The sequence below is a fragment of the Pectobacterium odoriferum genome, from assembly GCF_009931295.1.
Classification (GTDB): Bacteria; Pseudomonadota; Gammaproteobacteria; order Enterobacterales; family Enterobacteriaceae; genus Pectobacterium; species Pectobacterium odoriferum.
Genome location: NZ_CP034938.1, coordinates 886,376 through 910,132 on the forward strand (window position 1 = coordinate 886,376; position 23,757 = coordinate 910,132).

Genomic DNA, 23,757 nt, shown 5'->3' on the forward strand with positions numbered 1-23,757 from the left:
ATACCATCAATAAAATCGATCCCCGGTCACCTGTTGTGTGATTCCCGATGGCGGCGCGCAATTTGAGATTGCGTCTGATAAAAATCACGCGATAATCACGATTTACCTTATTGCAAAATGGCGACTGTGATGGAAATCCGCATATTCAGGCAGGATGACTTTGAAGCCGTGATCACCCTCTGGGAGCGCTGCGATTTGCTGCGCCCGTGGAACGATCCTGAAATGGACATCGAACGTAAGCTCAATCACGATCCCGATCTGTTTCTGGTCGCAGAGGTGAACGGCGAAATCGTAGGGTCGGTGATGGGCGGTTACGACGGCCACCGCGGATCGGCATACTATCTGGGCGTGCACCCAGATTTTCGCGGGCGCGGCATTGCGAATGCGTTGATTAGCCGTCTGGAGAAAAAACTGATTGCCCGCGGCTGTCCGAAAATTCACCTGATGGTGCGCGAAGACAACGATGCCGTGATCGGCATGTATGAAAAACTCGATTATGAGATCGTCGACTGCATCACTCTGGGAAAACGCCTGATTGAAGATCGGGAATATTGATCGCTATCTCACAGATACTAAACCACTATTCCTGCACAGTTTCTCCCCCGAATTCCCCCTCTTAGTAAAAAGTGCGCCTCTGTTAGCGCACTTTTTTCATTTAATCTCAATGCGTTACTGTAATTTGTAATGATATTGCATGCAGTTTGTTAGACTTTGTGGGTAATAGTTTTCATTTGTAAAACGATTCTCATTTGTATTATTATTTATTAATGTTGTCCGATCGGCCTTGACATGTTTTTTCGTGTTCCGATCTTGCTTACATTTTATCGCCTGGAAGATTGTGACTGCACTACTGACACCAGGAAGTTGAAGTTTAAAAGATGGAGTTGGATAGTGAGTAGTGAAAATCTTCAGGGGGCTTTACTGGGCGCGAATCGCACTGGCCGCAGCGTATTGCTGGGCGCTCGTCCTCTTGCTCATTCCTATCCAACCACAACGCTAACCGCCGATGCACCTAACTGGCGTTCTCTGGCATTCTTTGTTTTGTCCTGCGTAGCGCATGCGGCGCTGGCGCTTTTCTTTCTATTGCACTCTTCCCCGAAAGAAAGCATTGACGATATGGCGGGAAACGCAGGTGGAAGTATGCAGGTGACGATGATGGCTGCCGCAATGGTGCAGCAGGCTGATTCATCCCCTCCGACTGCAGAATCTTCCGATCCTCCCGTTGTGGCGACGCAAACCGTTTCTTTAGAACAACCTATTTCTCCCCCGTTACCAGAACACCCCAATCCGGTGATTAAACAACCCATCATTGAGCGCAAGCCCGTCACGCCCGTTGCGGAAAAGAAGCCGCCCGTGCGTGAGAAGAAGCAGCCTGAAAAGAAGCCTGAGAGCAAACCAAAAGAACAACAGCAGGCTACGCAGCAGCAGACAGAAAAAAAGAGCGAGTCTCCCGTAGCGACAAATCAGACCGGCGATGCACCTTCACCGATGCAAGCTTCTGCTGGCATGCCGGGCAGTGCGGCAACGGCCAAGGCAGGGGAAAGCGATAGCGGTCAGGCAGCTCGCGGTGCAGGGAAAAGCAACAGTCAAAATTTCAGAGCACTGCATCGCCGTGTGAATTATCCCTCTCGGGCAAAAGCGCTGGGTGTGGAAGGAAAGGTGCGCGTCAAATTCGATATTACCGGCAGTGGTACGGTCACTAACGTACAGATTCTGTCTGAAACGCCAGACGGTGTATTTGGTGATGACGTGGTGAAAGACATGGCGCGCTGGCGCTATCGCACGGAGGCACCGGTTGATAATCAGGTCGTTTCCATCGTTTTCAAACTGAATGGTCATATTCAGGTTGATGATTAGCAATAAATGTTACATGCGGTAATTACAAAAAATAATTTTATTTTTCAAATGATAAGGTTCACTGGGGATTTTGAATAAATGAATAAGAACGTCTATTTAATGATGATTTTGTCATTATTATCAGGGCCTGCGCTCGCACAGCAAAACGACACCTCTGCCGATGAAAATCAGCAGAAAAACAAGGCAGAAACCGAAGAAGAACAGCAGGGTGATTCCTCTTCGGAGAATAGCGAAGATACGATTTTAGTCCGCTCAACCCCGACTAGCCAGTCGATGGGAACGCAGATCATTAATGCCGAGCAGATTAAAAAAATGCCGACCGGAAACGGTTCGATACCAGAGTTATTGAAGAATAACGCTGCTGTGCAGTTCTCGAACACAGCGAATAGCAGTAATACTCCGGGGGAGCTGGCACCGGAAAACGTCTCGTTCCACGGCGAGAAGTTTTACAACAATAACTTTATGATCGATGGGCTATCGAATAATAGCAATATTAACCCTGGAGCCAATAAGGGGCAGCTAGGTGGCGATCCTGATGGTTACAATGCGACAGATCTACCTGCGGGTGGGACACAGTCATTCTGGATTAACTCTGAGCTGATTGAGTCGCTGGAAGTATTTGATAGCAATATCTCCGCTAAGTACGGTGATTTCACTGGTGGAGTGGTGGATGCCAAGCTGATGGACCCTAAGCTGGATAACGTATTTGGCAAGATTTCTTATCGTACCTCGAGCGATAGCTGGACCCGTTATCACGTCGATGGGGGTATCAGCGATGAATTTTATTCTGCAACTAACCTGTACTACCAGCCAAAATTTAAGAAGCAGTTCTATTCAGCGACCTTTAACCAGCCATTGAGTGATAAGGCTGGCTTTATTTTTGCCTATAATCGCCAGCAATCGGATATTCCTTATTATCAGCAGTACTTGCAGACATGGAAAGATCAGGAGCGGATTAGTGAAACCTACCTGCTAAAAGGCGTCTATCTGGCGGATAATGGCGATATTATTCGCATGATGGGCATGTATTCCCCACACGAATCAAAATATTATAAACGAGATGTTAAAAACGGTTCGTTCACTAATACTGGCGGTGGTTACCGCTTTAATATGGAGTGGGAGCACAATGCCAACTGGGGGAAAGTGATCAGCTTGGCGGGATATCAGTTTGAACAAAATGAAATTGAACATGAGTCAAATTCTTTTCAGACATGGAATCGTTACAGTACAAGGGATAATTTTATTTCCGAAAAAATTGACTGGGTTAGCTCTATTCCTGCTAGTAGCTATCAAAATTCATTAATAGGCGGATCCGGAAAGTTTGCAACAGAAAAAAGCACAATTACATTAAAGCAGGACTATGAGCTTAACCCTTTAGCAATTTGGGGAACCCAGCATCAGTTAGATTTAGGCTGGCAAGTTGATTCTTATAATACAAGATACCGCCGCTTTAGCGATGTTAGCTCAAGCCGTGCAAGGCCAACTTTTGATAAAAATACAGTGTGTCAGGCTGGGGATGACTATTGTATTGACGGGGAACAATATTTCAAAAGCCGGACTCTATATCCGGAGCGTACCGTTGAGGGAAGTTATACCAATTACGCTGTTTACCTTCAGGACAGTATTTCTTTTGGTCGTGTAGAAGTGACCCCCGGCGTGCGTGCTAGTTATGATGATTTTCTGGGAAATCTGAATTTCGCGCCCCGTTTTTCTGCCTCTTATGATGTCTTCGGCGATCGTTCAACACGTCTGTTTGGTGGGGCGAATCGCTATTATGGCGCGAATATGCTGTCGTATAAGCTGCGTCAGGGGATTAACACGAATATTATTCAAAACCGTACGTCGCCCAACGATCAATGGGTTTCCAACCCTGCAAGAATTGCGGGTCTTGATTACGATATTTCCGATTTAAAAACGCCTTACAGTGACGAAATAACGCTGGGATTATCACAGCGCGTCATGAATACCGTGTGGACGGCCAAGTGGGTTAACCGTCAGGGGAAAGATCAGTTTGGTGCTGAATCAATGACCGTTGATGGGCAACGCTACCGTGTAATGAATAATGCTGGCCGCACGGAAGGGAATACACTGTCTCTGGAAGTTGAGCCCATCAGTCCGCACCGTTTCAGTTTCGCTGAAGTGAACTGGAAATTGGGGGCCAGCATCGCAGAAAATAAAGCTAACTCAATTGCTTATTACGATGATGTCAGTTCAGATGAGAGTCGGGTTATTGTTGACAATAAGCTGATGTATAAGGGCGATATGGATGCGATGGATTTCAATACTCCATGGCGTGCCTTCCTGAGTGTGGATACATACTTCCCTGCGGTTCGTCTCAACTGGGGGCAGCGTGTGGGCTATACCTCAGGCTACAAAGGCTATACGACCTTGTCATCCGCGACGGTGTGTCCAGGCGGCAGCCCTGCGTGTAATGCAGATCCTAGCTTTACAGGAAGCGCTATAGAATATATCTCCACCAAATATGATGATTTTATCTCTTACGACTGGCGTTTCTCCTACTCGCAGCCAGTATACAAAACTCAGACGCTGGATATCACGTTGGATGTACTAAACGTTTTGGATAACGTAGTGGAAACTCAGCAGAAAGTGAGTTCTATTAACAGTACTGTCACCTACAAACCCGGCCGTCAGTTCTGGCTTGGCGTCGCTTACACCTGGTAAATCCTATGCCCCGTCATTCGTCACATGCCGACGTATGACGGGGCATTTTGCATTGATGCATTCAGAAATTGCCTTGCAGGCAAAAATAAAAACGAAAAGGTTGTTATGAACTGGAAGAGATGTTGCTGGTTATCGCTAACGGCTGTCGGCCTGTTAGCGGGGAGTCTGGTGAGTCAGGCCGAAGAAGTGAAAAGCCCGTTGCCGGTTTTTAAAGAAGGGACGCTGGCAAATGGGCTGCGCTATACCCTTGTACCGCTGGAAGGGCAGAAGTCGCGGGTTGATATTCGTCTGATTGTGGATGTCGGTTCGATTGATGAGAATGACAACGAATCTGGTGTGGCGCATATTGTGGAGCATATGGTGTTCCGCGCCAGCGAGGCGTTTCCTCAAGGCGTAAGTACCGAACTGCACAAGCAGGGATGGGTACGCGGTCAGAGCTATAACGCCGTGACCAACTACGAGCGAACCATGTACATGATGAGCCCGCCAAAAGGTAACCGCGATCTGGGGACGACCTTGCAGGCGCTGAGCCAGATGACGGGCCATGCCAAACTGCTGCAAAGCGATCTTGATGATGAGCGCAAAATTATTCTGGAAGAGTGGCGTGGCAAGCTGGGCGTAGCGGAACGAATGAACCAGCAGCGCGTACAGGCGATTCGCCATGACTCTCGTTATCCTTCCCGCCCGACGATTGGTACGGAAGCGTCGATTAACGACACGCCAGCCAGCGTATTGCAAGATTTCTATCAACGCTGGTATCACCCGTCGAATATGCGCTTGATGATCATTGGTGATATCACGCCTGCGGATGCAGAACGCGAAATTCAACGCTATTTTGCACCGTTGCCGAATGTCGCTGTGCCAGCCCGTGATTACTACGAGCCGTTACTGAAACCGAGACTCAACGTTGCGCGTTTGCAGGATAGCCAGAGTGGCAGCAGTCAGGTGTCATTTGTCTACCGTTTCAATGACAAAGACACATTCGGCCAATCCGATTACCGTCATCGTTTGCTGACGCAAATCACACTGTCTGCGGTAACACGTCAGGTTCGTCGACAACAAGCGGAACTGCCACAAGACGCCAGTAGTCTGGTGGTGCGTAAATCGGATATCGGTAAAACGACGGCTGCACTAGGCTTTTTCGCCAATGTGATGCCGGGTGGTCATGACGCTGCTATTTCCGCCGTACTGAAAGAAATTGAGCGCTTCAAACGTTATCCGTTAAACGAACAGGACATCACGGAGATCACATCCGACATTCGTGAAGTCGCACAGCGTATGAGTGATACACCTGAAAAACGTGAGTTTTCAGACTGGGTTCAACAATTGACCATTGTCTGGCAGCAGGATCGCCCTTATGTCGGCAGCCAGCAGCGCGGTAAAGATGCACTGGAAGCGCTGGATACCATCACGGCGGAAGATGTGAATCGCCATTGGCAACGTTGGTTAGCGTCACCTGATACGTTGGTTCAGTTTAGCGTGCCGGGCGCGACGCCTTTCACCTTGCCTAAACCGGATGCGATTCGTAAGTTGCAGGCACAGTGGGCAGCCGCGACGCTGGCACCGCTACAAGTAGAAAAAGAGAAAGTCATCCCTGAATTGCCTGCCGTAACGCAAAGTGGGAAACGCACGGCGGTGAAGACCTTTGCCGCGCAGAAGGTAGAGCAGTGGCAGTTGAGCAATGGTGACCGCGTGGTATGGCTGCGTGCGCCAGAAGCGGGTAAAAAAGTCTACCTGACGGCAGTGAGCGACGCGGGATATTTGTCCACGTCGACCAATCCGTGGCAGGTACAGCTGGCAAGCCAGCTGGTAAACCAAAGCGGGCCTGCAACATGGAACGGTGAAGCGCTTAATAACTGGAAAAAGGAAAAGACGCTGTCGCTGGGTATTGCTCAGGAAGCCGATCAACTCACCGTGAACGGAAGTGCGCCAACAGAGCAGTTGGCAAGTCTGCTGGGACTGTATCGTGAGCTGAATGTGGCTCCGGGTATCGATCCTGACGTGATGAAAGAAAGCATGATGGGTCTGGCGCGTCAAAAAGCCAATGACGATCAATCTGTTTCAGGAGAACGAGCCAGTGACATTGCCAAACTACGTTTCGGTGAGCCAGCCTGGCAGCAACCTGAAATTGCGGAGCTGAAGCAAATTTCAGCGCCGGCGCTGCTTTCACAGTGGCATAAGGCGGTGTTTGCCCCGGTAACCTACTACCTCGTGGCTGATATGCCTGCTGCACAGATTTTGCCGCAGGTTGAACGCTATTTAGCGACGATCCCGCGTCAGCCTGCTGGCGAGGTGAAATCACATCTGGCCCTGCCGGGTAAACGTGAAGCGACATCGGCTATCAGTATTGAACCGCGTGCCGATATCCGCGCCTGGAGCTTCACACCACATGCGTGGACACCACAGGCCGCGGTGCAGGTGAGCGTTGCCCGTAATCTGGCGAATAAATATCTCAAAACCAGCCTGCGTGATGATGCGTTAGGTATTTATCGCATGCGTGTCGATAGCGAACTGGAAGATAAAAGACAGCGTATTGAGACTGAAGTGAGCTTCACCAGCGCGCCTGAACGTGCGCAGGAACTGTGGAAACTGGCTGAGAAAGCCTTTGCTGAACTGCCGAAAAATATCACTCAGCAGGATGTGGATGAGCAGAAAGCACAGTTCATTCGTGCGGAAAAAGGGCGTCAGGGCGATCTCATGACCATACAGCGCCGTCTGCTCCTGAGCTACCGCCATTATGACGATCCGCGTTATCTGACTAGCGTAGCCAAACTGGCGGATAGCATCACGCTGGAAGACGTACGGGCGATGTCGGCGACGCTGTATAACCCAGATAACCGCGTGCTTTACATCACCTTGCCGCAAGAGGTGAAAGAGTGAAAAAGATGACGGCACAGTTTGTCGATCTCTGCCGTCCTTTTTGGCGGGGAAAGCAAGGTTGGCTAGCGCTGTTACTTCTCATTATCGCCACCAGCATGGGATGGGCCATCGTCTATCTCAACGTATTGCTCAATGACTGGAGTAAAACGTTTTACGATGCGCTAGGGTCGTTTGATAGCAGCTTGCTGCTCTCTCTCATGAAAGAGTACGGCATCTATATCCTGATTTATATCGTGGTATTTGTGCATCAGGACTGGTTCACTCGCTGGTTGATCATTCGCTGGCGCAGTGCCATGACGGAAGAATTAGTGAATAGCTGGCTGGCAAAGCGGGCGTTTTATCGGATGTCGATAGAGGGAAAAATCGATAACCCCGATCAGCGTATCGCCGAGGATATCAGCTTATTTGTTGATAAAACGGTGAGTCTGGTGGTTTCGTTTTTGGTTGTGACTGCCCAATTGTCGTCTTTCGTCATCATTCTCTGGGAGTTATCGGGAGTACAGCGCTTTACGTTGTTCGGTGATGAGTGGGTAATCAAAGGTTATCTGGTCTGGGCCGTCATTCTCTATACCGTGTTCGGCACCTTGATTACGCATCTTATTGGTAAACGACTGCACGGTATTAACTATGAGAAGCAACGTGCTGAGGCGAATTTTCGTGCGTCTTTGTTGCGTAAGCATGATAACGCTGAGCAAATTGCGCTCTATGGCGGGGAACAGCAGGAAAAAAGCCATCTTCAGCGGCAATTTTCTGCGATTGTCTCTAACTGGTGGCGTTCAATGAATGCGGAGCGTAACCTGGGTTTTTTCACCACGGGTTACATGCGTGTTAGCTTGATCGTCCCTATTTTTGCCGCATTACCTGCTTTTCTCAGCAAAACGGTGACGCTAGGCGGGTTGATGCAGATCCGCGGAGCGTTTGCACAGGTGCATAGTGCGTTGAGCTGGTTTATCCGCATGTATAAAGAGCTGGTGGAATTATCAGCTAGCATGGAACGTCTGAGCCAGTTCAAACAGGAAATTAAACGCCATCAGTCTGAACAGGAAGTGATTCCGGTCGGCGATCGTCTGCAAGTGGATCAGCTTTCTTTCACCACGCCGCAGGGCGCTCCGCTGTTGCAAAAGGTGGATCTGAGCTGTGAAGCGGGTAGCTGGAGTAAGTTTTCTGGCCGCAGCGGGCTGGGGAAATCAACGCTACTGCGTACGTTAAGCGGCCTCTGGCCGTATTACGATGGCCGCTGGCAGTCGCTTGAAGGTCGCAGCTTGCTGTTACCGCAGCAAAGCTATTTGGGGCAGGGTTCGCTGGCAGAGATCCTCTGCTATCCACATCCGCCGCTAGCCGACAGTGAAATGCTGCGTCAGACGCTCGATAGCGTCGGGCTAGGCGCGTGGCGCGATCGTCTGGATGAGCAATTGAACTGGGATCGGGTGTTCTCCGGTGGCGAGCGGCAGCGTGTTGCTTTTGCCCGCGCGCTGATTGCTAAACCCGATACGCTTTATCTGGATGAAGCGACCAGCAACCTGGATCATGACGCCGCCAGACAGCTTTTGGCGCTGGTCAAGCTGGCGTTACCTGCGTGTACCGTGGTGGCGATTACGCACCAGACGGAGCTGGACGACCTGTTCACGCACCGTTATGACTTAACGGATTTTGCCTCACAGCGCAGTTGATGTTGTTCGCAGGCCTTCCGGCTCTCGGGAGGTCTGCGGTTCTGGTAGGTTTCTCATCCCATGCCCCCTATAATCCTCCGCAGGATTATCTCATGCCGATCGTTTAAGGATCGAGATAGCGGGGCGACCACGGTGCGAGGCATCCCTGCGGGAGCCTCATCCCCGTGTTTCCCCTCAATCCACGATTAGGTGAATGCCAGGCATCTGAGTCATTTCGTCTTTTACGGCACTTTTCGTCGCTCGCAGACTCCAACCCCCATCTTACTAGGGTGACTGATGACGAAAGCCGTTCAATCTTGAGGAGTACATGCCATGAATTTTCGCCCGCTGGGTTTATCGCTGGTGCTGGGTTTACCGATGTTGCTGACCGGATGCAGCACGCTTTCCAATTTCTCCTGGTCCAGCCTGTCACCGTTTAACTGGTTCGGCAGCTCGCTGGAGGTTACCGATGCAGGTGTCGGTGGCATCAATGCCGGTACGCCGCTGTCCGAAGGGGCGCTACAGAGCGCACTGGATGGTAATTATCAACTGCGTAGCGGCATGGGCACGTCCAACGGTCAACTGGTTGCGTTTTATCAGGCGCTGGATGGCAAAGACGTGAAGATGGTCATCAATGGGCAGCCGAAGGGCAGCGTGCGCAAAGTTGAGGTCATGGATCCGGCGATTGGTAGCGCAGGCGGCGTGAAAATAGGGGATGCTTTTAGCAATACCTACAGTAAAGCGTTTGAATCCTGCCAGTTAGGGCAAGGTGATGATGCGCAGAGCGTGGAATGTGCCGCGCCGCAGAGTACGCATATCAGCTACGTCTATTCCGGCGAGTGGAGCGGCCCGGAAGGCTTGATGCCGCCCGATGATATCCTGAAAACCTGGAAAGTGAGCAAGATCGTGTGGCACGCGCAGGCGCGCAACACATCCGTTTTATAAAAGGGCATCTTTACATCAAAGACGAATTTGTCTTCACGCAAGGTAAAAGTCAGGCGGCTTCCGGTATGATAGCGGCACCGCCTGATATTTTTTCGGCGGTCGTATGCGCCATAACTATCGTAGTAAACCATAACAACAAAGAAAAAACTGACGCTTGAGGAAGCAGAAATGACACCAATTCAAAGCGGTATTTTATTGGAACACCGCCGTTTTGCCATTTTTATGGAAGCGATGATTCAGGGAGAGTTTGATGCTATCCGGCAGGGATGCAAAAAATTCTGTCAGACGTTACAAGCGTTACAGCAGCAGTATCCCGATGCGGGATTAGGCGCAGTGCTGGCATTTGGCAGCGATGTTTGGCGCGATCTGGATTGTAATCATAGTGCGGCGGAGCTGAAGCCGTTCACGCCGCTGGGCAAAGGGCTTGCTCCTGCCACGCAGCGTGATGTGTTGATCCATATTCAATCGCTTCGCCATGATGTCAATTTTACGCTGGCACAGGCGGCACTGACTGCATTTGGTGGCGCGATTCGTATCGAAGAAGAAACGCATGGTTTCCGCTGGGTGGAGGATCGCGATTTAAGCGGCTTTGTCGACGGCACGGAAAATCCGCAGGGCGATGCGCGTCACGCTGTGGCGATTATCCCAGAAGGCCAGCCGGATGCGGGCGGCAGCTACGTGTTTACTCAACGTTGGGAGCACAATCTGAAGCAGTTGCAGCGTTTTAGCGTGGAGCAGCAAGAGCAAATGATTGGCCGCACCAAGCAGGACAATGAAGAACTGTCTTCCGATGAGCGCCCTGTAACCTCGCATCTTAGCCGTGTGGATTTAAAGGAAGACGGCAAAGGACTGAAAATCCTGCGTCAGAGCCTGCCTTACGGCACCGCGAGCGGGAAGAACGGGCTTTACTTTGTTGCCTACTGCGCGCGCCTGCACAACATTGAGCAGCAGTTGCTGAGCATGTTCGGCGATCGTGATGGCAAACGCGATGACATGCTGCGCTTTACACGTGCCGTCAGCGGCAGCTACTTCTTCGCACCTTCTCTTGAGAAGCTTTTGTCGCTGTAAGATCTGACTCGTTTTCCTGATGCCTGCACCTGTGCAGGCATCAATTCTCTCCGCTTTCAATTTTCCGCTCCCTGTATTGGCTATCTGGCCCACCTTTCCTTTTTCACCCTATTTTTCTTCTCGTCTCGCTCGTTTCGGGGTTATGTCCTTTAGCGCTTAAAAATCCCGAAATGTTATATATAAAGGTTATATGTTAACCGTCACTTCCCCCTACACTGATTTGCGCTATACCCGTCATACTTCAAGCTGCTTGGGCGTTGGCTGCCCTTACTCACCCCAGTCACTTACCTGAGTAAGCTCCTGGGGATTCGCTCGGTTGCCGCCTGCATGCAACTCGAATTATTTAGGGTATATACAAAAACGGCTATGTAAACGGCCCCTATAACAAGGCCTACCGAATAGGCTCTAACTCTGGCAGGACATAAGATGAATCAAGTACAGGTGAAAGGCTGGCTGGTGAAAGGTTCTCTGGCGCTGTCATTGCTGCTGGGCGGGCAGAGCATGGTCTCTGCTACCGAGCTGCTGAACAGCTCTTATGATGTATCGCGTGAGCTATTTGTTGCGCTCAATCCCGGCTTTGAAAAACAGTGGCTGTCTCAGCATCCTAACGATCCGCTGACGATCAAACAGTCGCATGCCGGTTCGTCTAAACAGGCGTTGGCTATCCTGCAAGGCCTTAAGGCCGATGTCGTGACCTATAATCAGGTGACGGACGTGCAGATCCTGCACGATCGCGGGCAACTGATTCCGGCTGATTGGCAGGCGCGTTTACCGAATAACAGTTCTCCGTTCTACTCCACCATGGCGTTTCTGGTTCGCAAAGGTAATCCAAAAGGGATTCACGACTGGAACGATCTGGTGCGTGATGACGTTAAGCTGATTTTCCCGAATCCGAAAACCTCCGGCAATGCCCGTTATACCTACCTTGCGGCCTGGGGCGCGACCAGTAAAGCCAACGGTGGCGATGAGGCCAAAACGCGCGAGTGGGTAAAGCGCTTTCTGGCGAACGTCGAGGTATTTGATACCGGCGGCCGTGGCGCAACCACCACGTTTGTGGAACGTCAGTTGGGCGATGTGTTGATCAGTTTTGAATCCGAGGTGAATAACATTCGCAACCAGTACGGCGCTGAGAACTACGAGGTGATCGTCCCGAAGGTCAACGTGCTGGCGGAATTCCCCGTGGCGTGGATCGATAAGAATGTCGAGAAGAACGGCACGGAGCAGGCGGCAAAAGCCTATCTGAATTATCTGTATAGCCCAGAGGCGCAGAAGGTGATCACCGACTTTTACTACCGTGTGAATAACCCTGAATTGACGCAAACGCTGAAATCCCGCTTCCCGGAGACCACCTTATTCCGAGTGGAAGATCAGTTTGGGGCGTGGCCACAGGTGATGAAAACCCACTTCGACACCGGTGGTGAACTGGATAAATTGCTGGCGGCTGGTCGTCAGTAATGTCTTTGGGGTCGGGTCACTTCTTTTCTGGTTCAGGTAAACGGGTGCTGCCGGGATTCGCGCTGAGTCTGGGCAGCAGCCTGCTGTTCGTCTGTCTGATTCTGCTGCTGCCCTTAAGTGCGTTGGTCATGCAACTCTCAGAAATGAGTCTGGCGCAGTACTGGACGGTAATCTCCAATCCGCAGGTGGTGGCCGCCTACAAAGTCACGCTCTTGGCGGCAGGGCTGGCGACGGTATTTAATGCCGGATTCGGTCTGTTAATGGCGTGGATTCTGACGCGCTATCGCTTTCCCGGCCGAGCCCTGCTGGATGGATTGATGGATTTACCCTTTGCGCTCCCCACCGCCGTGGCGGGGCTGACGCTCGCCGCGCTGTTTTCAACGACCGGCTGGTACGGCGCATGGCTGGCAGAGTACGGCATTAAGGTGTCGTATACCTGGCTGGGGATTACGGTCGCGATGGCGTTCACCAGCATTCCTTTTGTGGTGCGTACCGTCCAACCCGTGTTGGAAGATCTGGGGCCGGAATACGAAGAGGCGGCGCAAACGCTGGGCGCGAATCGCTGGCAGTGTTTTCGCTATGTCATCTTACCGGAGTTAACCCCGGCGTTATTAACGGGCACCGCGCTGTCGTTTGCCCGCAGCCTGGGCGAGTTTGGCGCGGTTATCTTTATTGCGGGGAACATTGCCTGGCAAACGGAAGTCGTTTCGCTGATGATTTTTATCCGTTTGCAGGAGTTTGATTTCCCTGCTGCCAGCGCGATTGCCTCCGTCGTGTTAGCCGCGTCCTTATTGATACTATTTGCCGTCAACGTGCTGCAAAGCCGTTTTGGTCAACGGACCCGGAGCGTGTAATGGCAGAGATACCGACTGTGACACCGCAGCGTCAATCTCATCCGGTGCGACAGGAACGCAACGGGGCGAGAACGGCGTTGATTGCGCTGGGCGTAATATTATCGCTCATCATGCTGGTCATCCCCTTAGTGTCAATTTTTGCCGCGGCGCTGTCGCATGGGCTGGGGGGCGTCTGGCGTAACCTGAGCGATCCTGACATGCTGCATGCCATTGGCCTCACGCTGCTGGTGGTCGCGATTGTCGTACCGGTGAATCTGGTGTTTGGCACGCTGCTGGCCTGGCTGGTTACGCGCTTTCAGTTTCCGGGGCGGCAACTGCTGCTCACGCTGATCGACATTCCTTTTGCTGTTTCTCCTGTGGTGGCGGGTTTGCTGTATCTGCTCTTTTACAGCACCAACGGCCCGGTTGGCGGCTGGCTGGATGAGCAGGGGATACCGCTGATGTTTGCCTGGCCGGGCATTGCGCTGGTGACGATATTCGTGACCTGCCCGTTTATGGTCAGGGAGCTGGTTCCGGTGATGATGAGCCAAGGCAGTCAGGAAGAAGAAGCGGCGGTGCTGCTCGGTGCGTCAGGCTGGCAGGTGTTCTATCGGGTGACGCTACCGAATATTCGCTGGGCGCTGCTGTATGGCGTGGTGCTGACCAATGCCCGGGCGATTGGCGAGTTTGGCGCCGTGTCCGTGGTGTCAGGCTCGATTCGTGGTGAAACCTACACGCTGCCGCTCCAGGTCGAATTGTTGCATCAGGATTATAACAGCGTGGGGGCGTTTACCGCGGCGGCATTGTTAACCGTGATGGCGATACTGACACTGTTCATCAAAAGCGCTTTGCAGTGGCGTGTAAAACGGCAAATGGCGCAAGGGCGGGAACGGAATCCGCCTGAAAAGCAGTAAATTGAGATTGCTGGCAAAGTCAGATTTTAGGGGAAACACAGGGATGAGGTTCCCGTAGGGATACCTCGCCCTGTGGTCGCCCCGTGTATCTCGAATTAACCATCATGGGTTTGTCAGCAACGTTAATTTTATCGTTCACTCCGTAAGTGGGTGAGACTTTTTAGGACTCAACTTGTGACAACGCTTGAGCATTGTATTGGTAATACCCCGCTGGTGAAATTGCAGCGCATAACACAGGGGTTGAACAGTGAAATCTGGCTGAAGCTGGAAGGGAATAACCCCGCCGGATCGGTAAAAGATCGGGCCGCGCTCTCCATGATCCAGCAGGCGGAGAATCGCGGTGACATCGCCCCCGGTGACCGGCTCATTGAGGCGACCAGCGGGAACACCGGCATTGCGTTGGCGATGATTGCGGCGGTAAAAGGCTACCGGCTGCGTCTGCTGATGCCGGACAACATGAGCTATGAACGCCAGACCGCGATGCGCGCGTATGGCGCGGAGCTGGTGTTGGTGAATCGCAAGCTGGGGATGGAAGGGGCGCGGGATCGGGCGAAACAGATGGTGCTGGCGGGAGAAGGGAAAACGCTCGATCAGTTCAATAACCCAGACAATTCGCTGGCGCACTTTCTGACTACTGGCCCAGAAATATGGCAGCAGACGGCGGGAAAGCTGACTCATTTTATTTCCAGTATGGGAACGACGGGCACAATTTCTGGCGTCAGCCGTTATCTGAAACAGCAGAACCCGGCAATTTGTACGGTGGGATTACAGCCTGCGGAAGGGAGCCACATTCCCGGTATTCGCCGCTGGACGCCAGACTATATGCCAGGGATTTTTCGTGCCGATCTGGTCGATCGCATTCTGGATATGACGCAGGTGGACGCTGAGAATACGCTACGACAGCTGGCGCGTCAGGAAGGTATCTTCTGTGGTGTCAGCTCCGGCGGTGCGGTAGCTGGTGCGTTGCGGATTGCGGCAGAAAACCCCGGCAGCGTGATTGTGGCAATCGCCTGCGATCGCGGCGATCGGTATCTGTCCACCGGGGTATTTGATTAACGTTACTCGTCATACTTCGAGTTGCATGTGCGTTGGCTATTCCCGCTCCAGCGCGTGAATCGGTTCCATCCGTGCGGCACGGCGGGCGGGGAAGAAGCCGAAGATAATACCGATCAGGCTGGAGCACAGGAACGCAGCAATAATTGAGGAACTGGAATAGATCATTGCGAAATTGCTGCTGAACTGGGCGAACAGCATGCCGATAGCCAGCGACAGCGCTACGCCTATGATGCCGCCGAACAGGCAAACCAGCACCGCTTCGATAAGAAACTGCTGCATGATATCGCTGGTGCGTGCGCCAACCGCCATACGAACGCCGATCTCTCGGGTCCGCTCGGTGACGGATACCAGCATGATGTTCATTACACCGATACCGCCGACTAGCAGCGAAATCAGCGCGATCATCGACACCAGCAGCGTGAGCGTGGTGGTGGTTTTCTCGATCATCTGACGAATGCTGTCAGTGTTCATGATAAAGAAATCTTTCGTACCGTGCCGCTGTGTCAGCAGTGTTGTGATACTTTTCTCGGCGACGTTCATATCAATATTGTCTTTCACCCGCACCGTGATGCTTCTCAGGTAGGACTGCCCGACCATGCGCTTCATCACCGTCGTGTATGGCACCCAGACGTTCAGGTTTTCATCGCTGCCGAAACCGCCCTGATTCTTGCTGACGACGCCGATAATCCTTACAGGCAGCGAGCCCAGCAGAATCACTTGCCCAATGGGATCTTCGCCGTGGAGAAAGAGCTTATCACGTGTGTTTTTGTCAATCACTGCGTCCTGCTTCAGTTCATCGACGCTGCTGCGAGGGAAAAGCACGCCGCGTTGCAGAGTGTAGCCACGCACGGTGAAGAACTGCTCGCCAACGCCGGAAATGCTGGCGGAAACGGCAATGTTACCGTAGCGCATCGTTACGCTGGTTGAGATCGAAGGTGTAACGCTATGCACGTAGGGCTGCTGCGTTAGCGGCTGAATATCGCTGGCCCGCAGCGTTTGTATGGCGCTGGCATCCATGTCGCCGAAGTCTTTGCCGGGGAAAATTTCCAGCGTACTGGTGCCCATCGAGTTGATGTCGGCCAGCACTTGTTCTTGGGAGCCTTTTCCCAGCGCGACGACCGAGACGACAGACGCAATGCCGATGATGATGCCGAGCATGGTCAGAAAGGTGCGCATCCGCTGGGCGTTCATCGCCAGCAGCGCCATTTTAAACGCGTCGATAAAGCGATCTTTTAACTGATTCAGGGCGGATGTCGCTGGAGTGTCGGTGGCTTCCGGTGACGGTACGGCAGCCTCTTCGGGGCGCGTTTGTCGGTCGGCAACCACCTCGCCATCGCGCAGTTCGATGATGCGCTGAGCGTGTTCGGCAATCGTCATATCGTGGGTCACGATCACGACGGTATTACCTTGTTTGTGCAGATCGCGAAGTATGCTCAGAACCTCGTTGCCGCTGTGGGTGTCCAGCGCACCGGTTGGTTCATCCGCCAGAATAATGCCGCCACCGTTCATCAGCGCCCGTGCGATACTCACGCGCTGCTGCTGGCCGCCAGAAAGTTGGCTAGGCCGATAGTGGAGACGATTTTCCAGTCCTAGTCGGGTTAGCAGCTCTGCCGCGCGTTGACGGCGTGCCAGCCGACTCTTTCCGGCATAAATGGCCGGAACTTCAACATTTCCCAGCGCGCTGAGGTCGCCGAGCAGGTGATAGCGCTGGAAAATAAAGCCGAAATGCTCGCGACGCAGTTCCGCGAGCTGGTCGTTGTCCAGTTTGCCAACGGCGCGTCCTGCCACCTGATAATCACCGGAGGACGGTTTATCCAGACAGCCGAGAATATTCATCAGCGTGGATTTTCCCGACCCAGACGCACCGACAATCGCCACCATTTCTCCCTGATTGATGGTCAGGTTGATGTCTTTGAGGACGGTGATGTCCTGTTCGCCGTTGGAAAAGCAGCGGGTAATACCGGTTAGCTTAAGTAAGGATGTGGACATGTATTACATCCCCATCGGCGGGCCAGGATGCGTAGACGCGGCATCACCGGACGATGGGCTGACAACCACCTGTTCCCCAACGCTGATCCCCGAACGGATCTGAGTGCGCACGTTATCATTGAGGCCGAGCGTGACTAGACGCGATTCGATCTTCTTCTTCGCATTCACGACCTGCACGTACCACATGCCATCGCGTGAGGTTAACGCCGTCGCTGGAACGACAATGGCATTTTTCACCGAAGACAGCAGAATATACACCTGTGCCGTCATGGAAATGCGCAATACGCCGTCAGGGTTTTTCACATCGAACTGGCCGTTGTAATAGATTGCGGTACTGGATGAGGAACTGGAACTGCTGGTGCTGGATGATGTCGTGGTGGCATCTGTGTTGATGGAGTCTGGTGCAGGCCCAATCGAACTCAGCGTAGCTTCATAGCGCTTATTCGGTTCGCCCAGAATGCTGAACCAGACCGGCATGCCGGTTTTTACCTTGACGACGTCGGCCTCTGAGATTTTCACCTTGATGGTCATGGTGTCCAGGTTAGCGACTTTGGCGATGGTCGGCGTCGTCTGAATCGCGTTGACCGTTTGCCCAGCTTCAACAGGAATGGCCACTACGGTGCCATCCATCGGTGAACGAATTTGGGTGTATCCCAGATTAACCTTGGCGGTGTTGACGGTAATCTGTGCCTGAATGATTTGGGCGTCCAGCGCGTCGATGTTGGCTCGGGTGGCATCCAGCGTTGCTTTTGCGCTATCGTAATCGGCCTGTGCGCCAACGCCACGTTTCATCAACATTTGCTGACGCTGCCAGCTTAATTCGTTATTACGCAATTCGGCCAATTTGGCCGCTCGCTGCGCCTGAATATTTTTTAACGCCGCCTCACCGTTTTTTAGCGTGTCCTGCTGGGTGAGGTCATCAATCTCGGCGATCAATTGCCCTTTTTTCACCTTATCGCCGAGTTCGACGTGCAGCGCTTTGATTTGCCCTGAGGCTTGTGCACCAACACTGACCAGCTTCTGTGCCTCAATTTTTCCGTCAGCAAGCACCGTTTGTTCGAGATCCGCAATCTCGGCGGCGGCGGTAAGCGTATTGGGCGTAGGCGATGGCTTGTTGAAAAACAGATGAAGCAGCACGGCAGCGGCGATAAGACCAAGTGCGATCGTCGTACGGCGTCGTGTAAAAAATCGTGATTGCATCAGGGGAAGTCGTCCTTAATGAATGCATCGGAACGGGAGTAAATAACGTAGGTGAGTAATTTACCCCGAGTTTGTAAAGGTAGCGGTAATCTTTGCAGAAAGAAATGGTAAGGATTAAGTAAATCTGGCTGCGAATATTAACGCCAAGCCTGAGAATACAGTATTTATACTCATCATCCTTTAAACAGGATGTGGATTTCTTGCCCGCACGGTGATTGTTTTGGGTATACCCGATGAATTAGGACAGGATATGAATATTTTACTGGTCGATGACGACGTGGAACTGGGTAATATGCTCTGTGAGTATCTGAATGCGGAAGGGTTTTCGACCTCGCGGGTGCTGACGGGCAAAGAGGGGGTCGATGGCGCGACGTCGGGGGATTACACCGCGATGATTCTGGATGTCATGCTGCCGGATATGAGCGGAATTGACGTGCTGCGTCAGATCAGAAAAACCCAGCAGTTACCCGTCATTATGCTGACGGCGAGAGGCGACAATATCGACAGAGTCATCGGTCTGGAAATGGGCGCGGATGACTATATGCCCAAACCTTGTTACCCGCGTGAGCTGGTGGCGAGACTACGGGCGGTGCTACGCCGCTATGACGATCAGCCGAACACAAAACGGAACGAGAGTCTGGCGGCCAGCGGCGATCTGGTATTGAACCCTGCAACGCGCATCAGCGAATGGCGCGGGAAGCCGTTTGATCTGACGGCCTCTGAGTTTAATTTGCTGGAGCTGCTGCTGCGTTTCCCCGAGCGGGTGGTGTCAAAGGATGAGCTGTCCGAAAAATGCCTGGGGCGTCGCCGTGAGGCTTATGACCGCAGCGTGGACGTGCACATCAGCAATATCCGTCAGAAGCTCGGAGCCTTGCCGGGCAGCAGCATGACGATTGAAACCGTGCGCAGCGTGGGATACCGGATTCGCTGATGATGATTCGTGGACGACTTTTCTGGAAGATCTTGCTCGGTTTTTGGCTGACGTTTCTCGTTATGTCTCAACTGCTGTGGCTGGCTTTTTCTTTTTACGGCGAGCGGCATAAGCCGCTGGAAGAAATCGTGGTGTCGCGTATTGCGACGATGCAAACGGAGATGGTGGCTGCGGCGCTGCAACATGGCGGCTTGGGGGAACTGAACGATGTGATGTCGCTGCTGCCGCAGCAAGAGCAGCAATACATTTCCGTCACGGAATCGCCGTTGCCGCTGTCCGATCAGGCGTTGATTTCCGCCCCGCAGAACGCATTGCTCGATGAGGCTTTTGTGCCGGATAAACGTGGCGCGCCGCGTGACACGCATATTATCAAGCAGGTCAACGGGCCTGCCGGAAAGTGGTATCAGATACGTTATGACGCCGAGCTGCTACGCAGCGAATTTCGTCCTCCTCGCCCAGTCGAATTTCTCAACGTGCCTGTGCCGTTTGTGATCATTGCGGGGTTTGGTGGCCTGTTGTTCAGCTCGGTATTGGCATGGAGTCTGGCACGCCCGCTAAGCCAGATCCGCGCAGGGTTTGATCAGGTTGCGCAGGGCGATCTGAACGTGCGTTTGCTGCCAGTGATGCATAAACGTCATGATGAAATCAGCGATGTTGCGCGTGATTTCGATTCAATGGTCGAACGGCTGGACAGTCTGGCCAGCGCGCGTGAACAGTTACTTCATGATGTCTCGCACGAGCTGCGCTCTCCGTTGGCGCGTTTGCAGCTCGCTATCGGGTTGATAAGACAGAACCCAGACAATATAGAGAGTTCCTTGCAGCGAATTGAGCGTGAAGCTTTGCTGATGGATAAGATGATTGGCGAACTGCTTACGCTATCGCGCACGGAGCATTCCGGCATTGAGGAAGCCTATTTCGATTTACTGGGGCTGGTGACGGCGGTGGTCAATGATACTCGCTATGAAGCGCAGGTCACTGGCGTTGAAATCCTGCTGGCAGCGGATGGAGACGAAGACTACACGATTAAAGGTAACGCGGAGCTGATGCGCAGGGCGGTCGATAATGTGATGCGCAATGCGCTACGCTTTTCAGCACCTGAACAGCAGGTTTCCGTGTCACTCATTGGCAATGAACATGAGTGGATGATTCAGGTCGCCGATCAGGGGCCTGGCGTGGAGAAAAGTAAGCTCTCCAGCATCTTCGATCCTTTCATTCGAGTTGATTCGCCGCTGTCTGGCAAAGGCTATGGGCTGGGGCTGGCGATTACCCGTAAAGTCGTGCTGGCGCACGGTGGGCATATTGAGGCAGATAATGGTGAAGAGTGCGGATTAGTGATTCGCCTGTGTGTGCCGCGCTGGAAAGCCTGAAACGAAAACGGCACCATCCGGGTGCCGTTTTCGTGCAAACGTAGTAAACCATCCGTAGAAGGCGGCTTACTTTTTGATACGGATAACCGGCGTTTCACCGACAACAACCGTACCACTCAGTTTGGTCAATTCCTTGATTTCATCCATGTTGGAAATAACCACTGGTGTCAGAGTAGACTTCGCTTTTTCTTCCAGCAGAGCCAGGTCAAACTCAATAATGAGATCGCCTTTCTTCACTCGCTGGCCTTCTTCGGCGATGCGCTTGAAGCCTTCGCCTTTCAATTCAACGGTATCAATACCAAAGTGCACAAACAGCTCAATGCCGCTGTCAGACTCGATGGAAAACGCATGGTTGGTTTCAAAAATCTTACCGATGGTGCCGTCTACCGGTGCGACAATCTTGTTGCCAGTTGGCTTGATGGCAATACCGTCACCGACGATTTTCTCTGCGAATACGACATCAGGAACGTCTTCAATATTGACGATTTCACCGGACAGCGGGGCAATGATTTCGATGCTGCCAGTGTCTTTTTTGTCGTCAGAAACCAGAGACTTCAATTTATCGAACAAACCCATGATTCTCTCCTAAGCATTAATATTGGGCCAGCGTATACCCTAATCTTTCAAGTTGGTGTGGCATTGGTTTTCTTCGCTACCCCGACTGCGAATCTATCGCCTGTCGGGGTGCTGATTGCCACCTTGAAACCTATTAGGTAAAGCAGAATCAGCAGAGCGTTTTTTCTTTAATAAAGCGGCTCACCAGATTGCTTAACTCTAGTGCTGTCGGTTGAGCGAGTGCTTGCTCCGCCAGCGCCTTCGCATCTTCGTAATTCGCATTACGGATGATTTTCTTGATGCTCGGGATAGAGATTGCACTCATGCTGAATTCGTCCAGACCCATTCCCAATAACAGTAGTGTAGCACGTTCGTCACCGGCGAGCTCACCACACATCCCTGTCCACTTGCCTTCGGCATGAGACGCGTCGATAACCTGTTTGATCAGGGTAAGGACAGCTGGGGACATCGGGTTATAGAGATGAGAAATCAGCTCATTACCGCGATCAACTGCCAGAGTATACTGGGTTAAGTCATTTGTCCCAATACTAAAGAAGTCGACTTCTTTGGCTAAATGTGGCGCGATAGCGGCGGCGGCAGGTGTTTCAACCATCACGCCGACTTCAATGCTTTCATCGAAGGCTTTACCTTCTTCTCTCAGCTGCGCTTTCAGCATTTCCAGTTCTGCTTTCAGCTCACGCACTTCTTCCACGGAAATAATCATCGGGAACATGATACGCAGCTTGCCAAATTTTGATGCGCGCAGAATGGCACGCAACTGAGCATGCAGGATTTCTTTACGATCCAGACAGATACGGATAGCACGCCAGCCAAGGAACGGGTTCTCTTCCTTCGGCAGGTTCATGTAAGGCAGATCTTTGTCGCCACCGATATCCATGGTACGGACGATAACGGCCTGAGCGCCAACGGCTTCGGCAACCGCCTTATACGCCTGGAACTGTTCTTCTTCAGTAGGCAGCGAGTCACGATCCATGAACAGGAATTCGGTACGATACAGGCCGACACCTTCTGCGCCGTTACGCTCAGCACCCGCGACATCACGCACGGTACCGATGTTGGCACAGACTTCAACCTGATGACCGTCCAGCGTGATGGCTGGCAGATCTTTCAGTTTGGCCAGCTCATACTTTTCAGCGTGGTATTGCTGCTGAACCGCTTTTAATTCTTCAATTTTATCCGCGGTCGGATTCTGATAAATCTGGTTGTTGACAGCATCTAGAATCAGATAGTCGCCGTTTTTGACCTGGCGGGTCACATCTGTCGTGCCGACGATGGCTGGCAGTTCCAGAGAACGGGCCATTATGGATGTGTGAGACGTGCGGCCACCGAGGTCGGTGATGAAACCCAGCACTTTGTCCAGATTCAGTTGCGCGGTTTCTGACGGCGTCAGATCCGTGGCAACCAAGATGACTTCATCCTGAATATCGCCCAGATCGACGATAGGCATATTGAGAATGTTTCTGAGCAAACGCTTCCCGATATCACGCATGTCTGCGGCGCGTTCTTTCAGATATTCATCATCAAGCTCTTCCAGCGCTTTAGCCTGGTTTTCGATGACAGAAAACGCAGCAGCGTCGGCAGAAGCATGTTCATCTTTAATCAGGGCTATGATTTCCTGCTCGAACTCTTCATCTTCCAGCAACATGATGTGGCCTTCGAAGATGGCTTCTTTCTCTGCGCCCAGCGTCTCGCCCGCTTTCTTCTTGATAGCTTCCAACTGTGCGGATGCTTTGGAACGGCCAGTCAGAAAACGTTCAATTTCCTGCTCCACCTGATCCGCAGAGATTTTTTTCCGGTTGATGAGAATTTCATCTTCTTTCAGTAACAGTGCCTTACCAAAAGCAATACCCGGTGATACTAATATGCCTGAAATCATAACCCTACCTTACTCGATTCTGGTGTTCACTAAAAAAACTCGTCGGTTACTCGAGCTCAGCCATCAGCTTGACCAGGTGTTCAACCGCTTTTTGCTCGTCTTCGCCTTCCGCAGCGATAGTAACTACAGTTCCTTGTGTTAAGCCGAGTGTTTGTAATTTGAACAGGCTTTTGGCGCTAGCGCTCTTGCCGTTGGACGTCACGGTGATTTCAGAGGTGAAGCCTTTGGCTTCTTTGACGAACTGAGCAGCAGGACGAGTGTGCAGGCCATTTGGTGCGGTGATAGTCACTTCTTGCTGGAACATGCTTTTTTCCCCAACTTATGGATTAGATTAATGTTGTGGAACTAAAGTCTAGTTGATTCACTGAACTTTAGCCTGTTTGGTTAGCTCCTGATTTATGTTACAGGGGCGGGCCACGATGCGACAAGAAAACCGTCAAACGTATTTCCTGAATAAAATACCATCAAACACCGCAGCT

General features: G+C 52.1%; 18 protein-coding genes. 13 read left to right on the forward strand and 5 right to left on the reverse strand.

The genetic code is table 11. From position 1 onward, the window contains the following. Positions 1-129 precede the first annotated feature (129 nt). The 11 genes from EO763_RS03965 to cysM all read left to right on the forward strand — a co-directional run bounded on the left by EO763_RS03965 (position 130) and on the right by cysM (position 15,339). Positions 130-555, forward strand: a complete 426-nt coding sequence (locus EO763_RS03965; protein ID WP_010284320.1) for a GNAT family acetyltransferase — start codon at positions 130-132, stop codon at positions 553-555. A 336-nt stretch (positions 556-891) separates the two neighbouring features. Further along, positions 892-1,857, forward strand: a complete 966-nt coding sequence (locus tag EO763_RS03970) for a TonB family protein (protein WP_161528159.1) — start codon at positions 892-894, stop codon at positions 1,855-1,857. Positions 1,858-1,935: 78 nt separating this feature from the next. Continuing rightward, positions 1,936-4,539, forward strand: coding sequence for a TonB-dependent receptor plug domain-containing protein (locus EO763_RS03975; protein ID WP_161528160.1), 2,604 nt, complete (start codon positions 1,936-1,938; stop codon positions 4,537-4,539). Between the two features lie 105 nt (positions 4,540-4,644). Further along, positions 4,645-7,419 (forward strand): M16 family metallopeptidase, encoded by a 2,775-nt coding sequence (locus EO763_RS03980; RefSeq protein WP_161528161.1) that lies wholly within the window; start codon positions 4,645-4,647, stop codon positions 7,417-7,419. Next, positions 7,416-9,089, forward strand: a complete 1,674-nt coding sequence (locus EO763_RS03985; RefSeq protein WP_161528162.1) for an ABC transporter ATP-binding protein/permease — start codon at positions 7,416-7,418, stop codon at positions 9,087-9,089. Before EO763_RS03980 ends, EO763_RS03985 begins: the two co-directional genes overlap by 4 nt. Positions 9,090-9,401: 312 nt before the next feature. Next, on the forward strand, positions 9,402-10,013 hold the full coding sequence (locus tag EO763_RS03990; RefSeq protein ID WP_161528163.1) for an RpoE-regulated lipoprotein: 612 nt from the start codon (positions 9,402-9,404) through the stop codon (positions 10,011-10,013). Positions 10,014-10,181: 168 nt separating this feature from the next. After that, positions 10,182-11,081 (forward strand): Dyp-type peroxidase, encoded by a 900-nt coding sequence (locus tag EO763_RS03995; RefSeq protein ID WP_161528164.1) that lies wholly within the window; start codon positions 10,182-10,184, stop codon positions 11,079-11,081. A 426-nt stretch (positions 11,082-11,507) separates the two neighbouring features. After that, a complete protein-coding gene (locus tag EO763_RS04000; protein WP_039494103.1) occupies positions 11,508-12,536 on the forward strand; it encodes a sulfate ABC transporter substrate-binding protein in 1,029 nt (342 codons plus the stop codon). Beyond that, complete coding sequence (gene cysT, locus EO763_RS04005; protein ID WP_010301373.1) at positions 12,536-13,390, forward strand: sulfate/thiosulfate ABC transporter permease CysT; 855 nt, start codon at positions 12,536-12,538, stop codon at positions 13,388-13,390. Before EO763_RS04000 ends, cysT begins: the two co-directional genes overlap by 1 nt. Then, entirely contained in the window at positions 13,390-14,283 is an 894-nt protein-coding gene (gene cysW / locus EO763_RS04010; protein ID WP_161528165.1) for a sulfate/thiosulfate ABC transporter permease CysW, read from the forward strand. Before cysT ends, cysW begins: the two co-directional genes overlap by 1 nt. A gap of 174 nt (positions 14,284-14,457) precedes the next feature. Further along, on the forward strand, positions 14,458-15,339 hold the full coding sequence (cysM, locus tag EO763_RS04015) for a cysteine synthase CysM (RefSeq protein ID WP_010301380.1): 882 nt from the start codon (positions 14,458-14,460) through the stop codon (positions 15,337-15,339). 36 nt (positions 15,340-15,375) lie between these two features. Here the strand turns inward: cysM and EO763_RS04020 are convergent, their stop codons facing one another. Beyond that, positions 15,376-17,328, reverse strand: coding sequence for a MacB family efflux pump subunit (locus EO763_RS04020; protein ID WP_161528166.1), 1,953 nt, complete (start codon positions 17,326-17,328; stop codon positions 15,376-15,378). Between the two features lie 3 nt (positions 17,329-17,331). After that, positions 17,332-18,528, reverse strand: coding sequence for an efflux RND transporter periplasmic adaptor subunit (locus EO763_RS04025; RefSeq protein ID WP_161528167.1), 1,197 nt, complete (start codon positions 18,526-18,528; stop codon positions 17,332-17,334). A 250-nt stretch (positions 18,529-18,778) separates the two neighbouring features. Here EO763_RS04025 and EO763_RS04030 point away from each other — a divergent pair, with 250 nt between their 5' ends. After that, positions 18,779-19,459, forward strand: a complete 681-nt coding sequence (locus tag EO763_RS04030; RefSeq protein WP_161528168.1) for a response regulator transcription factor — start codon at positions 18,779-18,781, stop codon at positions 19,457-19,459. Next, the gene (locus tag EO763_RS04035; protein WP_161528169.1) at positions 19,459-20,826 is read left to right on the forward strand and encodes an ATP-binding protein; all 1,368 of its coding nucleotides are present in this window, start codon (positions 19,459-19,461) and stop codon (positions 20,824-20,826) included. Before EO763_RS04030 ends, EO763_RS04035 begins: the two co-directional genes overlap by 1 nt. Before the next feature lie 66 nt (positions 20,827-20,892). On the opposite strand, the gene crr is transcribed toward EO763_RS04035, so the two are convergent. The 3 genes from crr to ptsH all read right to left on the reverse strand — a co-directional run bounded on the left by crr (position 20,893) and on the right by ptsH (position 23,582). Continuing rightward, positions 20,893-21,402, reverse strand: a complete 510-nt coding sequence (gene crr / locus EO763_RS04040) for a PTS glucose transporter subunit IIA (protein WP_010301392.1) — start codon at positions 21,400-21,402, stop codon at positions 20,893-20,895. A gap of 148 nt (positions 21,403-21,550) precedes the next feature. After that, the gene (gene ptsI / locus EO763_RS04045) at positions 21,551-23,278 is read right to left on the reverse strand and encodes a phosphoenolpyruvate-protein phosphotransferase PtsI (RefSeq protein WP_039494090.1); all 1,728 of its coding nucleotides are present in this window, start codon (positions 23,276-23,278) and stop codon (positions 21,551-21,553) included. Between the two features lie 46 nt (positions 23,279-23,324). After that, positions 23,325-23,582: a phosphocarrier protein Hpr gene (gene ptsH, locus EO763_RS04050; protein ID WP_005971891.1), complete on the reverse strand. Its 258-nt coding sequence runs from the start codon at positions 23,580-23,582 to the stop codon at positions 23,325-23,327. Positions 23,583-23,757 lie beyond the last annotated feature (175 nt).

Excerpts from the sequence above, each read along its gene's own strand:
- EO763_RS03965 (WP_010284320.1), top strand. The coding sequence starts at position 130 with ATGGAAATCCGCATATTCAGGCAGGATGACTTTGAAGCCGTGATCACC.
- EO763_RS03975 (WP_161528160.1), top strand. The coding sequence starts at position 1,936 with ATGAATAAGAACGTCTATTTAATGATGATTTTGTCATTATTATCAGGG.
- EO763_RS03980 (WP_161528161.1), top strand. The coding sequence starts at position 4,645 with ATGAACTGGAAGAGATGTTGCTGGTTATCGCTAACGGCTGTCGGCCTG.
- EO763_RS03990 (WP_161528163.1), top strand. The coding sequence starts at position 9,402 with ATGAATTTTCGCCCGCTGGGTTTATCGCTGGTGCTGGGTTTACCGATG.
- EO763_RS03995 (WP_161528164.1), top strand. The coding sequence starts at position 10,182 with ATGACACCAATTCAAAGCGGTATTTTATTGGAACACCGCCGTTTTGCC.
- EO763_RS04000 (WP_039494103.1), top strand. The coding sequence starts at position 11,508 with ATGAATCAAGTACAGGTGAAAGGCTGGCTGGTGAAAGGTTCTCTGGCG.
- cysT (WP_010301373.1), top strand. The coding sequence starts at position 12,536 with ATGTCTTTGGGGTCGGGTCACTTCTTTTCTGGTTCAGGTAAACGGGTG.
- cysW (WP_161528165.1), top strand. The coding sequence starts at position 13,390 with ATGGCAGAGATACCGACTGTGACACCGCAGCGTCAATCTCATCCGGTG.
- EO763_RS04020 (WP_161528166.1), bottom strand. The coding sequence starts at position 17,328 with ATGTCCACATCCTTACTTAAGCTAACCGGTATTACCCGCTGCTTTTCC.
- EO763_RS04025 (WP_161528167.1), bottom strand. The coding sequence starts at position 18,528 with ATGCAATCACGATTTTTTACACGACGCCGTACGACGATCGCACTTGGT.
- EO763_RS04030 (WP_161528168.1), top strand. The coding sequence starts at position 18,779 with ATGAATATTTTACTGGTCGATGACGACGTGGAACTGGGTAATATGCTC.
- EO763_RS04035 (WP_161528169.1), top strand. The coding sequence starts at position 19,459 with ATGATGATTCGTGGACGACTTTTCTGGAAGATCTTGCTCGGTTTTTGG.
- crr (WP_010301392.1), bottom strand. The coding sequence starts at position 21,402 with ATGGGTTTGTTCGATAAATTGAAGTCTCTGGTTTCTGACGACAAAAAA.
- ptsI (WP_039494090.1), bottom strand. The coding sequence starts at position 23,278 with ATGATTTCAGGCATATTAGTATCACCGGGTATTGCTTTTGGTAAGGCA.
- ptsH (WP_005971891.1), bottom strand. The coding sequence starts at position 23,582 with ATGTTCCAGCAAGAAGTGACTATCACCGCACCAAATGGCCTGCACACT.